The organism is Pseudomonas gorinensis (genome assembly GCF_042015035.1).
Classification (GTDB): Bacteria; Pseudomonadota; Gammaproteobacteria; order Pseudomonadales; family Pseudomonadaceae; genus Aquipseudomonas; species Aquipseudomonas gorinensis.
In genome coordinates this window covers 4,955,809-4,968,441 of sequence record NZ_CP167125.1, presented here as the reverse complement: position 1 = coordinate 4,968,441, position 12,633 = coordinate 4,955,809, and the positions used below count along the sequence as shown (strand labels likewise).

Annotated in this window: 13 protein-coding genes; all 13 read left to right on the top strand. The window is 64.3% G+C overall.

Annotation, left to right across the window (positions count from 1 at the left end; translation table 11 throughout):
* The first annotated feature begins 16 nt into the window (after window positions 1-16).
* The 13 genes from gspG to AB7933_RS22400 all read left to right on the top strand — a co-directional run bounded on the left by gspG (window position 17) and on the right by AB7933_RS22400 (window position 12,622).
* Window positions 17-442: a type II secretion system major pseudopilin GspG gene (gene gspG, locus AB7933_RS22460; protein WP_024076412.1), complete on the top strand. Its 426-nt coding sequence runs from the start codon at window positions 17-19 to the stop codon at window positions 440-442.
* A gap of 9 nt (window positions 443-451) precedes the next feature.
* The gene (locus AB7933_RS22455) at window positions 452-883 is read left to right on the top strand and encodes a type II secretion system protein (RefSeq protein WP_024076411.1); all 432 of its coding nucleotides are present in this window, start codon (window positions 452-454) and stop codon (window positions 881-883) included.
* Entirely contained in the window at window positions 880-1,248 is a 369-nt protein-coding gene (locus tag AB7933_RS22450; RefSeq protein ID WP_024076410.1) for a type II secretion system protein, read from the top strand. The genes AB7933_RS22455 and AB7933_RS22450 overlap by 4 nt, the downstream gene beginning before the upstream one ends.
* A complete protein-coding gene (locus AB7933_RS22445; protein WP_024076409.1) occupies window positions 1,245-1,874 on the top strand; it encodes a prepilin-type N-terminal cleavage/methylation domain-containing protein in 630 nt (209 codons plus the stop codon). The genes AB7933_RS22450 and AB7933_RS22445 overlap by 4 nt, the downstream gene beginning before the upstream one ends.
* Window positions 1,871-2,596 carry a hypothetical protein gene (locus AB7933_RS22440; RefSeq protein ID WP_024076408.1) on the top strand — a complete coding sequence of 242 codons (726 nt, stop codon included), beginning with the start codon at window positions 1,871-1,873 and terminating at the stop codon, window positions 2,594-2,596. Before AB7933_RS22445 ends, AB7933_RS22440 begins: the two co-directional genes overlap by 4 nt.
* Window positions 2,593-3,636: a PilN domain-containing protein gene (locus AB7933_RS22435; RefSeq protein WP_024076407.1), complete on the top strand. Its 1,044-nt coding sequence runs from the start codon at window positions 2,593-2,595 to the stop codon at window positions 3,634-3,636. Before AB7933_RS22440 ends, AB7933_RS22435 begins: the two co-directional genes overlap by 4 nt.
* A complete protein-coding gene (gene gspM / locus AB7933_RS22430) occupies window positions 3,611-4,222 on the top strand; it encodes a type II secretion system protein GspM (protein WP_024076406.1) in 612 nt (203 codons plus the stop codon). The genes AB7933_RS22435 and gspM overlap by 26 nt, the downstream gene beginning before the upstream one ends.
* Window positions 4,219-4,743: a general secretion pathway protein GspN gene (locus tag AB7933_RS22425; RefSeq protein WP_024076405.1), complete on the top strand. Its 525-nt coding sequence runs from the start codon at window positions 4,219-4,221 to the stop codon at window positions 4,741-4,743. The genes gspM and AB7933_RS22425 overlap by 4 nt, the downstream gene beginning before the upstream one ends.
* Window positions 4,740-6,962, top strand: coding sequence for a type II secretion system secretin GspD (gspD, locus tag AB7933_RS22420; protein ID WP_024076404.1), 2,223 nt, complete (start codon window positions 4,740-4,742; stop codon window positions 6,960-6,962). Before AB7933_RS22425 ends, gspD begins: the two co-directional genes overlap by 4 nt.
* Window positions 6,963-7,538: 576 nt before the next feature.
* Window positions 7,539-9,932 (top strand): TonB-dependent receptor plug domain-containing protein, encoded by a 2,394-nt coding sequence (locus tag AB7933_RS22415; protein WP_041160972.1) that lies wholly within the window; start codon window positions 7,539-7,541, stop codon window positions 9,930-9,932.
* Between the two features lie 16 nt (window positions 9,933-9,948).
* Window positions 9,949-10,914, top strand: coding sequence for an amino acid ABC transporter permease (locus AB7933_RS22410; protein ID WP_024076402.1), 966 nt, complete (start codon window positions 9,949-9,951; stop codon window positions 10,912-10,914).
* Window positions 10,907-11,680, top strand: coding sequence for an amino acid ABC transporter ATP-binding protein (locus AB7933_RS22405; protein WP_024076401.1), 774 nt, complete (start codon window positions 10,907-10,909; stop codon window positions 11,678-11,680). The genes AB7933_RS22410 and AB7933_RS22405 overlap by 8 nt, the downstream gene beginning before the upstream one ends.
* A gap of 18 nt (window positions 11,681-11,698) precedes the next feature.
* Window positions 11,699-12,622: an ABC transporter substrate-binding protein gene (locus AB7933_RS22400; RefSeq protein WP_024076400.1), complete on the top strand. Its 924-nt coding sequence runs from the start codon at window positions 11,699-11,701 to the stop codon at window positions 12,620-12,622.
* Window positions 12,623-12,633 lie beyond the last annotated feature (11 nt).

Here is a 12,633-nt window from a genome sequence, read left to right as displayed (position 1 = left end):
TTAAGGAAACACGCTGATGCGCCATACCCGATTCAAGCCCGCCCGCCGCCAGGGCGGTTTTACCTTGCTGGAAATGCTCGCGGTGATCGTGCTGCTGGGCATCGTCGCGACCATCGTGGTCCGCCAGGTCGGCGGCAACGTGGACAAGGGCAAGTACGGCGCGGGCAAGGCCCAACTGGCCAGCTTGAGCATGAAGATCGAAAGCTACGGCCTGGACGTTGGCTCGCCGCCCAAGACCCTGCAGCAACTGGTCGACAAGCCGGGCAACAGCGCCGGTTGGGCCGGGCCGTACGCCAAGCCGTCAGACCTCAAGGACCCGTTCGGCCATGCCTTCGGCTACCGCTTCCCGGGTGAGCACGGTGCGTTCGACCTGATTTTCTACGGCCAGGACGGCCAGCCCGGCGGCGAAGGCTACAGCGCCGACCTGGGCAACTGGGAATAACCCACGACCATGGTCAACGCCCAACGCGGCTTTACCCTGCTGGAAATGCTGGTGGTGATCGTCTTGATCAGCATCGCGGCCGGTTTGGTCGGGTTTGGCCTGCAACAAGGCCTGCGCGCCGCCAAAGAACGGCAGGCCGTCGGGCAGGTGGTCGAGGCATTGCGCAGCACGCGGGCGCGGGCGATTGTCAGCGGCACCACCGAAAGCACCGTGTTCGATTTGCGCAACCTCAGCGTGCAGGCGCCGGGCCGTCCGAAAAAGTATTGGCCGGCCGGGCTGCAAGTGACCCTGCACACCGCCGAGCAAGCCGGCGCGGCAGTGGATTTCTATCCCGATGGCAGTTCCACGGGGGGCCATGTGTTGCTGGCCAACGGCAGTCGGCGTTGGCGCATCGACATCGGCTGGCTGACCGGCAGCGTGCAGTCCAAGGCGCTGCCATGAAGCGCCAGGCGGGTTTTACCTTGCTGGAAATGCTTGCCGCGCTGACGCTGATGGCGATCTGTAGCACGGTGCTGCTGGTCGCCTTCGGCCAGAGCGCGCGCTCGTTGTTGCAGGTGTCCCACAGCGACCGCCTGACGCATGCGGCCTTGAGTGTGATGGATCAGGAAGGCACCGGGCCTTTGGCCAGCGGCATACGCCAGGGCGAGTTGGACGGTATCGCCTGGCAACTGCGCATCGCCCAACAGCCCAGCCGCGTTGGCCAGGCGCATCTGTTTCGCCTGGATCTCACCGTCAGCGAAGGCCCGCGCCGTGCCAGTTTCAGCACCTTGAAACTGCGCGCTGTCGGCCTCGGGGCTGGCTTGTGAAGGCGCGTCAGCAGGGCTTCACCTTGCTTGAGATCATGATCGTTCTCAGCCTGCTCGGGGTGTTGCTGACCCTGGTCGGCGGCGCCTTGCTGGGCGCCAATCGCGCCGTGCTCAAGGCCCAGCGCTACACGGTCAGCCTGGATGAAATGCGCGCCGCGCAACAGTTTTTACGCACCGCCATCAGCGAGGCGTTGCCGTTGGATGTGACCGAGGACGACAGCCAGACCGATGGCTTTTTTGCCGGTGGCCCCCAGCGCATGCAATTTGTCGCGACCTTGCCGGGTGTGCTCGGTGGCGGGATTCAGCGCTTCACCTTGCAGTGGGTGGGGCCTGAATCGCAGCGCGACTTGCAGGTGGCGTTCGCACGGTTTGAGTCCGCGGCGCAAGTCAGCGTCCCGGCCTCGCGCAGTGAGCCGCAAGTGTTGTTGAAGGATGTCGAGGATCTGCAATTCAGCTATCGCGGCGTGTCGCCCAAGGGCCAGGCCACCGGCTGGATCAGTACGTGGCCGTGGACCAAGCGCCTGCCATACGCGGTGCGGATTGACGCGCGGGTGAATGGGCCGGTGCCATGGGTGACCCAGGTGGTTGCCTTGCGCCTGAACCTGTCCGGCGGGGCGCCCGAATGATCAAGCATCAACGCGGTGTGGCCCTGCTGCTGGTGCTGTGGGTGCTGGCCTTGCTCAGCCTGTTGTTGGGCGGCCTGGCCGGCTGGGTGCAATTGGAAACGCGCCAGGCCGCCTGGCACCGCCAACACACCCAGGCGGTGCTGGCCGCCGAGGCCGGGGTGGCGCTGGCGATGCAGGCCGTCGCGGACCCGTTGCAGCGCAAGCAGTGGATTGCCGACGGGCGTGAAATCGCGCTGGTGTTCGACGATGCGCAGCTGCGCGTCAGCCTGCACAGCGAGCGCGGCAAGTTGTATTTGAACAGCGCCGAAGTGGGCGATTTCGCCCGCCTGGCCCTGGCCTGCGGTGCGACCCAGGCCCAGGCCAAGCAGCTTGCCAGGGCCTTGGAGGTACGCCGCAACCAGGGCCTGGCGCCGTTTCGGGTGGTGGAAGAAGTGCGCCAGCTGCCGGGCATGACCCAGGCGCTGTACAGCGAACTGGTGCCCGAGATCAGCCTGTGGAGTGGCCTGGACCGGCCTGATCCGGCATTCGCCAGTGCCGTGATGCGCCGCGCGCTGAACCTGCCGCACCCGAGTGCGGTGGGTGCCGACCCCGGCGACGTGCTGGTGGTCAGCAGTCGCGCACAACGCCCCGGCGGTTACCACGCCCAAGTGCAAGCCACCGTGTTATTGAGCCCCGCGCAAGGCAGCGCACAACCTTATCGAGTCCTACGTTGGCAAGAATGAACGAACAGCTAACCGCGCGGCTTCAGGCGCTGGCACAGCCCATCACCCAGCGCTGGCGCGGCAGCCTGCTGCAACTGGGCTGGCGCCTGTGGCTCAAGGAGCTGCGTGGCTGCCTGCCGGCGTGGTTGTCGTTCGCCGATATCCCCGAGCGTGTCTACGCCTGGCCGTTGACCGCGGCGGTCGAAAAGCGCCCTGGCGAAGCGCGTCAGGTGCTGGTGCTGCCCCCGGAAACAGTGCTGGTGCAAACCCTGCAATTGCCTCCGGCGGCGGCGCGCAACCTGTCGACGGTGGTCGGCTATGAACTGGACCGCTTCACGCCGTTCGACGCCGCCCAGTTGTACTTTGTCGCGCGCCAGGAACGCCGCACCCCCAGCCACCTGCATGTCACGCTGGTAGCGATCCTGCGTGAGCGCCTCGACCAGATCCTCATCGACTGCACCGCCCTCGGCTTGCAGCCCCATGCCGTGGATGTCGCCGATAGCGCAGGCAACCCCATGGGCATCGACTTGCTGCCGGCGCCATTGCGCCCGCGCCAGCGCCCCCAGGGCAAGGGCCTGCAACGCAGCCTGCCGTGGTTGTGCGGCGCCTTGTTGATTGCGGCGATGCTGCTGTGGCTCAACGACCGCCAGCGCGTGCTCGATGCCATGCAGCACAGTGTGCGCGAGCAGAGAGCCCAGGTCGCCGAGATCCAGGCCCTGCGCCAGCAACTGCTCAATACCCGTGGCGCCGCCCAGTACCTGATTCGCCGCAAGGCCGCTCAACCGCCGTTGGCGGCGCTGCTCAACGAGCTGACCGCATGCCTGCCGTCGGACACCTGGCTCGACCAGTTGGAAGTCAACGACGGCGCCGATGTGTCCTTCTCCGGGCAAAGCGCCAAGGCCAGTGCGCTGATCACCCGGATCAAGGCCTGCCACAGCCTGGAAAACGCCCAGTTCGAAGGGGTGATCCAACCCGATGCGCAAACCGGCAAGGATCAGTTTTCCTTGCGCGCCCACCTGCACCAGGAGGCCGCCGATGCGCCGACCACTGACACCCCGTGAACGCCGTGGCGCGGCCCTGATCGCCCTGGCCCTGGTGCTCGGCGCCGGTTACTGGCTGTTGATCGACAGCTGGTTCGCCGGCCCCCTGCGCAGCATGGGCGAGCAGGCCGAGCAGTTGCGTGAACAGCAGCAACGCTACGCCGGTGTGTTGCGCCAGGGCGACAGCCTGCGCCAACAGCTGGAGCAAGCGCGGCAGGACCCGGCCAGCAGCACCAGCCTGTTGCCCGGCGACGACCCCAGTGCGGTGGCGGCGGACCTGATGCAGCGCATCGCCGACCTGATCAACAGCCGCGCCGGCCTCGGTGGCGGTTGCAGCCTGACCCAGCGCATGCCCATCACCCCGGAGCAGGACGACGCCGAGCCCTATCGCCAGGTCAAGGTCAGCCTGACCCTCAACTGCGCCATCGAGCCGTTGACCGCGATCCTGCATGAACTGGAGTACCAGCGGCCATTTCTGTTTGTCGACGAGATGAGCATCCGCCGCCCGCCGAACGCGCCGGCCAGCGGCGGCGCCGGGCAATTGGTGGTGCACCTGTTGGTGCGCGGTTACCTGCAACCGGCCGCCGCCCGGCAGGTGCAGCGATGATCAATGCATTGCGTCCCCTGGAATGGCTGTTGCTCGGTGTGGCCGGGCTGCTGGGCCTGCTGATGGTCGGCATCCTCAGCAGCATCGGCGATGCGCCGCAGTGGTTGCCGGCGCCGGCCCCCGATGCGCGCGCCAATACCGCCGCCAAGGTACTGGTGGCACCGAGCGCGACCCTCGAAAGCCTGGCCGGCACCTGGCAAGCACCGCTGTTCAGCCCCGACCGCAGCCCTGACCGTGCGGTGGGCCAGGCGGCCGTCTCCAGCCTGTCGAGCCTGGTGCTGACCGGTATCGTCCTCGACGGCGACCTGCGCGTGGCGCTGCTCAAACGTGCCGATGGCCCACCCCTCAAGGTCCACCAGGGCCAGACCCTGCCCAATGGCTGGCGCCTGGAACACCTCACGCCCCGCGATGCGCGCTTTGTACTCGACGGTCGCACGCAAACCCTGAGCCTGCGTGCCCTGCGTTTGCCGCCGCCGTCCACCACCGCCCCGATTACCCTTCCTCACGAGTCCACCCCTTGATCGATACCTTCCCTGGCGCCTTGCGCACCACCGTGTTCTGCCTGGCCACCGCCGTTTCCCTCGGTGGCTGCGGCACATTCCCTGAGCATCTCGACCCGGACGAGGCCCTGTTGCATGAGGCGATGCAGGGCACCGGTTCGCAGCGCCCGCCCGTGGACCCGGCCAGCGAACAGGCCCCGGTCGACAGCGGCCAACCCCAGGCGAAAACCCCGCCCCAGCGCCAGTTGATACGTGGCAACCAGCAGTTCGTGCGCCAACCGGCCGCGGTCTCGGCCGCCAAGGAGGAGGGCAGCGGCGACATCGTCTTCAACTTCGCTGACCAGCCGATCGAAGCCGTGATCAACAGCGTGATGGGCGACCTGCTGCACGAGAACTACAGCATCGCCCAGGGTGTGAAGGGCAATGTCAGCTTTTCCACCTCCAAGCCGGTGAACAAGCAGCAGGCCTTGTCGATTCTGGAGACCCTGCTGTCGTGGACCGACAACGCCATGATCAAGCAGGGCAACCGCTATGTGATCCTGCCGGCCAACCAGGCGGTGGCGGGCAAGCTGGTGCCGGAGATGCGCGTGTCGCAACCCTCCAGCGGCCTGTCGGCACGCCTGTTTCCGCTGCGCTATATCTCGGCCACCGAGATGCAGAAACTGCTCAAGCCGTTCGCTCGCGAGAACGCCTTCCTGCTGGTGGACCCGGCGCGCAATGTGCTGAGCCTGGCCGGCACTCCCGAGGAACTGGCCAACTACCAGGACACCATCGACACCTTCGACGTAGATTGGCTCAAGGGCATGTCGGTGGGCGTGTTCGGCCTGCAACGCGCGTCGGTGGCCGAGCTGATGCCCGAGCTGCAAAAAATGTTCGGCCCCGACAGCGGCATGCCCCTGGCGGGCATGGTGCGCTTTTTGCCCATCGAGCGGACCAACTCGGTGGTGGCGATCTCATCGCAGCCGCAGTACCTCAGCGAAGTCGGCGACTGGATTCACACCATCGACGAGGGCGGCGGCAACGAGCCGCAGATGTATGTCTACGACGTGCGCAACATGAAGGCCACCGACCTGGCCAAGTACCTGCGGCAGATCTACGGCACGGGCGCGATCAAGGACGACACGCCGGCCAAGGTCGCCCCTGGTTTGCGCACCGCGACCTTGTCCTCGGCGGGCACCAACAGCACCTCCGGCAGCACGCCGGGTGGCCTGAGCAACAACCTCAATAGCAACCAGCCGCCTGCGGAGGATGACGAGCAGGCACCCGAAGCCGAGCAGGACAACGCCGAGCAGGGCGCGAGCGAAGACGCCCCGGCCAAAAGCCTCGACGCCGGCACCCGCATCACCGCGCAAAAAAGCAGTAACCAACTGCTGGTGCGCACGCGCCCGGTGCAGTGGAAAGAGATCGAATCGGCGATCAAGCGCCTCGACAACCCACCGCTGCAAGTGCAGATCGAAACGCGCATCCTCGAGGTCAAGCTCACGGGTGAACTGGACCTTGGTGTGCAGTGGTACCTCGGTCGCCTGGCGGGCAATTCCACCAGCACCACCGTGGGCAACGCCGCCGGCAGCCAAGGCGCCTTGGGCGGCGGCGGGGCAGGGTTGGGGGCGACGGATTCGTTGTTCTATTCCTTCGTCAGCTCCAACCTGCAAGTGGCCCTGCACGCCCTCGAAACCAACGGCCGCACCCAGGTGCTGTCAGCGCCGTCGCTGGTGGTGATGAACAACCAGCCGGCGCAGATCCAGGTGGGCGACAACATCCCGATCAGCCAGACCACGGTCAACACCGGCACCTCCGACACCACGTTGAGCAGTGTTGAATATGTGCAGACTGGGGTGATCCTCGACGTCGTGCCACGGATTAATCCGGGTGGTTTGGTGTACATGGATATTCAGCAGCAGGTCAGCGATGCCCAGGACCAGCAGGCGTCCAGCAACGACACCCAGGCCAACCCGCGTATCTCCACGCGCTCGGTATCGACCCAGGTCGCGGTGCAGAGTGGGCAAACGGTGTTGCTGGGCGGTTTGATCAAGCAGGACAACGCAGAGAGCGTCAGTGCGGTGCCTTACCTTGGGAAGATTCCGGGGTTGCGCTGGTTGTTTGGCAATACCAGCAAGTCCAAGGACCGCACGGAGTTGATTGTGCTGATTACGCCCAGGGTGATTACCAGCAGCAGCCAGGCGCGGCAGGTGACGGATGATTATCGCCAGCAGATGCAGTTGTTGAAGCCGGCTAACTGAAATGTGGGAGGGGGCTTGCCGTAATGCCAGTCAGTTAAGGCTTTTTGTAGGAGCGAGCTTGCTCGCGAAAAACTCACAGGCGCCACGTTCATTCAGGAGGCACGCGTTATCGTTGACGTTTTTCGCGAGCAAGCTCGCTCCTACAGGAGGCGATGTACGCGAGCCCCCTCCCACAGTTTGATATCCCGATATCAGATAGATCTGGGCCTGAGATAAAGACCAACCTCAAAAAGACATTATTTATATGAATAAAAAAACTAAAAAATAATAAAATTAGAGAATATTAGCTTATACCAAAACAGCATTATATTTTCAAAACCCATTCCGTTATGTTTGATCGCAACAGCCTACCCCTGACCTCGGATGGTACCCAGCGTGATTCAGATTCTGCGCGCCATAACCGGGTGATAGCCCCGCGGCAGAATCGTTGGAAGGGAGCTCAACGTATGTTGCCGATTCAACCCCCTCGACTGCCCCACACCTAGTCACCAATCGCCGCAATACCCCTGAAAAAACGAGCACCGCGCCCGCCCGCGTGACTGCCCGACTTCGCGATTTGGAATGTCTGGAGTGGCTATGAAGCAAGTCTTACAACCGACCGTCTTACTGGCGCTGGCCGTGCTGGCCGCAGCGGCACAGGCCCAGGACGACAGCACCCTGTCCACCGTGGTGGTCACCGGTAACCGTGGCGCCGAGCAGCGCACGGTCACCAGCAGCCCGGTGCCGATCGATGTGGTCAGCGCCAAGCAATTGCAGAACACCGGCAAGCCCGGCTTGATGGAAGCGCTGAGCGCGGTGATCCCGTCGCTGACCCTGCCGGAAAAAACCGGCTGGGACGCCAGCGGCATGGCCCGTGCCCCGAACCTGCGTGGCCTGAGCGCCGCCGAGGTGCTGGTGCTGGTCAACGGCAAGCGCCGCCACACCAGCGCGACCCTGAACATCAACGGGATCAACACCGGCGCCGCGCCGGCAGACCTGGACCTGATTCCCATCAGCGCCATCGACCATGTGGAAGTGCTGCGCGATGGCGCCGCCGCCCAGTACGGCTCCGATGCAATCGCCGGGGTGATCAACGTGATCCTCAAGGCTGATACCAGCGGCACCTCGGTGACCAACGCCGGCCTGGGTTACGACGGCAAGAAACAGACCGTGCAGCAAAGCCTCAACAAGGGGTTTGAAATTGGCAACGGCGGCATCGTGCAACTGGCCCTGGACGCGCGCAGCCAGAATGATGACAACAAGGCCAGCGCCAACGGCTACACCTATGAGCAAGCCTATGGCCTGGCCGGCAAGTCGACCTACGGCGGCTACGGCACGCCCAAGACCAACCTGCTGACCCTGGGCTACAACGCCGAGCTGCCGATCGATGACCGCTTGAGCCTGTACTCCTTCACGACCTATTCGCGGCGCAAGGCCGAGCAGGGCCAGAACTTCCGCCTGCCGACCATCACCAACACCATCACCACCGGACCCAATGGCTACCCGTCCGGCTACACGCCGACCTGGTACATCGACGAGGACGACTTCCAGGCCGCATTCGGCGGCAAAGGTAGCGTGGGCGCGTGGGACTGGGATTTGTCCACCACCTATGGGCGCAACGAGGCGGAGCAGGGCACCACCCATAACCAGAACCCCTCCTTAGGCGAGGCCACGCCGAACAGCTTCACCTCCGGCACGTGGATTTCCACCGAGCTGACCACCAACCTCGACTTCAAGCGCGGCTTCGATATCGGCCTGCAAAAGCCGCTGGACCTGTCCTATGGCTTTGAGCATCGACGTGACACCTATGAGGTGCAGGCCGGAGACTACGCGTCCTACGCCAATGGCGGCTACTGCGTGGCGCCGGGCAACTGCGCCTCGTCCGGGGCCCAGGTCACCAACGGCATTTCACCGGACGAAGAAAGCAGCGCCTCGCGCAACAGCCTGGCCAGTTACGTTGACGTGGGCTTCAACCCGCTGCCCGACTGGTATATCGGCACCGCCTTTCGCTACGAGCATTACAACGAAGGCGTGGGCGCCACCCGCAGCGGCAAGTTGACCACGCGTTATGACTTCACCCCACAATTTGCCGTGCGCGCCACGGTCAGCAATGGCTTTCGCGCACCGTCCCTGGCCAACAGCTTGTTCAGTGCGCGCTCGACCACCTATGGCGTGGTCGACGGCGTGTACCAGTCGATCAACTACGGTGTCCTGCCAGTCGGTTCGGCCGCCGCCAAGGCCCTGGGCGCAGAGGACTTGAAGCCCGAGCGCTCCACCAACTTCAGCCTCGGCTTTACCCTGACCCCCACCGATCGCCTGAGCTTCACCGCCGACGCCTACGTGATCAACCTGCGCGATCGCATCACCCTCACCGGCACCTTGCTCGGCCCGGAAGTCACCCAGGTATTGCAGAACAACGGCATCAACTCCACCTCCGGCGGCCAGTACTTCATCAACGGCGCCGATACCCGCACCAAGGGCCTGGACCTGGTCAGCAGCTACAACCAGGACCTTGGCCCATACGGCTCGCTGAAGTGGACGGCGGCGTTCAACTGGAACCAGACCAAGATCCTCAACTACAAGGAGTCCACCAACATCCTGGGCACCTCCTATGAGCTGATGGATCGCCAGGCGCGCAACCTGATCACTGGGGTACAGCCCAACACCAAGTTGATCCTCGGCGGCGACTGGAGCATCGATCGCTTCAACCTCAACCTGGCCCTGACCCGCTACGGCACCTACAAGGAAGTCAACTCATCGGCCAACCGCGACCTGGACCGCGTCTACAGCGCCAAGTGGATCACTGACCTGGACCTTGGTTACCACCTCACCAAGGACCTGAACATCGCCGTCGGCGCCAAGAACCTGTTCGACCTCTATCCGAAGAAACAAGGCGTGCCCAGCAGCACCATGCTTGCCAGCTACGGCACCTATTCGCCCTACGGTTTTACCGGCGGGTATTACTACACCCGCTTGACCTATGCCTTCTAAGGCCGAGGAGTCACACATGCCCATCGTCGCCAAATCCTATGACCTGATTGACTCGCCCAGCACGGTGCGCCAGGCCCGTGTGTCCACACCGATCAAAGCCCTGCAGGTGGTGCCCGCGCGCCATCCCTGGCGCTGGGCCGGGTCGATCTTTGCCGCGCTGGTGCTGCTCGCCATCGTGCATTCCCTGGCCACCAACCCGCGCTGGGAGTGGGGCGTGTTCGGCCAGTGGTTCTTCTCGCCGTCGGTGCTGCGCGGCCTTGGCCAGACGCTGTTGCTGACGCTGCTGAGCACGCTGTTCAGCGTCATCCTCGGCACCGCGCTGGCGTTGGCACGGCTCTCGGGCTCGCCACTGCTGGCGGCCCTGGCCTGGGGCTATATCTGGTTTTTTCGCTCGATGCCGGCGCTGCTGGTGTTGATCATCCTCTACAACTTCGCCTACCTGTACGACCACATCGTGCTCGGCGTACCGTTCACCGGCGTGGTGTTCGCCGAGTGGTCGACGGTCGACGTACTCAGCCAATTCACCGTGGCCGTGCTGGGCTTGAGCCTGATGCAGGCGGCGTACGCGGCGGAGATCATCCGCGGTGGCCTGATCGGTGTAGATGCCGGCCAGCATGAAGCGGCAGCGGCCCTCGGTTTGCCTGCGTCGCGGCGTATCTTCCGGATCATCCTGCCCCAGGCGCTGCGTTCGATCCTGCCGTCGGGGTTCAACGAAATCATCGGCCTGGTCAAAGGCACGTCCATCGTCTACGTGCTGGCTTTGCCGGAGCTGTTCTACACCGTGCAGGTCATCTACAACCGCACCCAGGCGGTGATCCCGCTGCTGATCGTCGCCACCGTCTGGTACCTGATCATCACCACCGTGCTCACCAGCGCGCAGTACTACGTCGAGCGGTATTTCGCCCGTGGCACTGCGCGTGTACTGCCGCCGACCCCGCTGCAGCGCATCCGTCGCTGGCTCAAGGAGAAATCCCATGAGTGACGCCCGCGCCGGCCGTATCCAGATCCAGGGCGTGGGCAAGCGCTTTGGCAATCAACAGGTGTTGAAAGACATCGACCTGACCATCGATCCAGGCAAGGTCACGGTGATTCTCGGGCCGTCCGGCTCGGGTAAATCGACCTTGCTGCGCACCATCAACCACCTGGAAAAGATCGACAGCGGGCACATCACCATCGACGGTGAATACGTCGGCTATCGACGCAAGGGCGACCTGCTTTACGAACTCAAGGAACGCGAGATTCTCAAGCGCCGCATCGACGTGGGTTTCGTGTTCCAGAACTTCAACCTGTTCCCGCACTTGACCGCCTGGGAGAACGTCGCCGAGGCGCCGCTGGCGCACAAGCGCTGGAGCAAGGCCGACGCCCAGGCCAAGGCCACGGCGCTGCTGGCCAAGGTCGGCCTGGCGGACAAGGTCGATGCCTACCCCCGCCAGCTTTCCGGCGGCCAGCAACAGCGCGTGGCGATTGCCCGTGCGCTGGCGCTGGACCCCAAGGTGCTGCTGTTCGATGAGCCCACCTCGGCCCTCGACCCGGAACTGGTGGGCGAAGTACTCGACGTGATCAAGGGCCTCACCCGATTGGGCGTGACCCTGGTGATCGTCACCCACGAAATCGGCTTTGCCCGCGAAGTGGCCGACCACGTGGTGTTCCTCTGCGACGGCGAGTTGATCGAAGAGGGCCCGCCCGAACAGATTTTCCGCCAACCCCGACATCCCCGCACCGCGGCCTTTCTCGGCAAGGTGCTTTAGTTCACGGAGTGACTGCCCATGTTTATCAATACTGCCCGCGTGGCCCTGCTGGCGCTGGCCGTCAGCACCGCGCAACACGCATTTGCCGTGCAACAGGTCGACCTCAGCCCCGACCGCCCGCGCATCCATGCGCCGCGCAATGAAGCGGCCATCGCGCAGATCCCGCCGGGCTTCAAGTTCGCCCAGCCGGGCAAGTTCACCGTGGCCGTGTCCGGCGTGGCCGGGCCGCCCCTGGCGCTGTTGGCCAGCGATGACAAGACCACCATCGGCAGCGAAGCCGACACCGCGCAACTGGTGGCCGACAGCCTCGGCCTGCAACTCAATGTGGTGCAGACCAGTTGGGAAGACTGGCCCCTGGGCGTCAGCTCGGGCAAGTACGACGCGGTGATCAGCAACGTCACCGTGACCGAGGCGCGCAAGAAGCGCTTTGACTTCGCCACGTATCGCCAGGATGTGCTCGGGTTTTATGTGAAGAGCACCAGCAAGATCAGCGAGATCAAACAGGCGGCCGATATCGCCGGGCTGAAGATCATCGTGGGTTCCGGCACCAACCAGGAAAAGGTCCTGCTGGCCTGGAACGAGGCCAATGAAAAGGCTGGCCTCAAGCCCGCGCTGTTGCAGTACTTCGACGACCAGGCCGCCGCGCAACTGGCGGTGCAATCCGGGCGCAGCGATGCGTTGTTCGGGCCTAACTCGGTGTACGCCTATTCGGCGGCGATCACCGGCGGCATCAAGCGCGTCGGCACGGTGAACGGTGGCTGGCCGTTGCAGGCGGACATTGCCGTGACCACCCGCAAGGACAACGGCCTGGTCAAGCCAATCCACACGGCCCTGGAAGGCGCGATTGCCGGCGGCCAATACGAACAGGTGCTGCAACGCTGGGGCCTGGACGTGGAGCGGGTCGACAAGTCGCTGATCAACCCACCGGGCTTGCCGGATTAAGGAGTATCGAC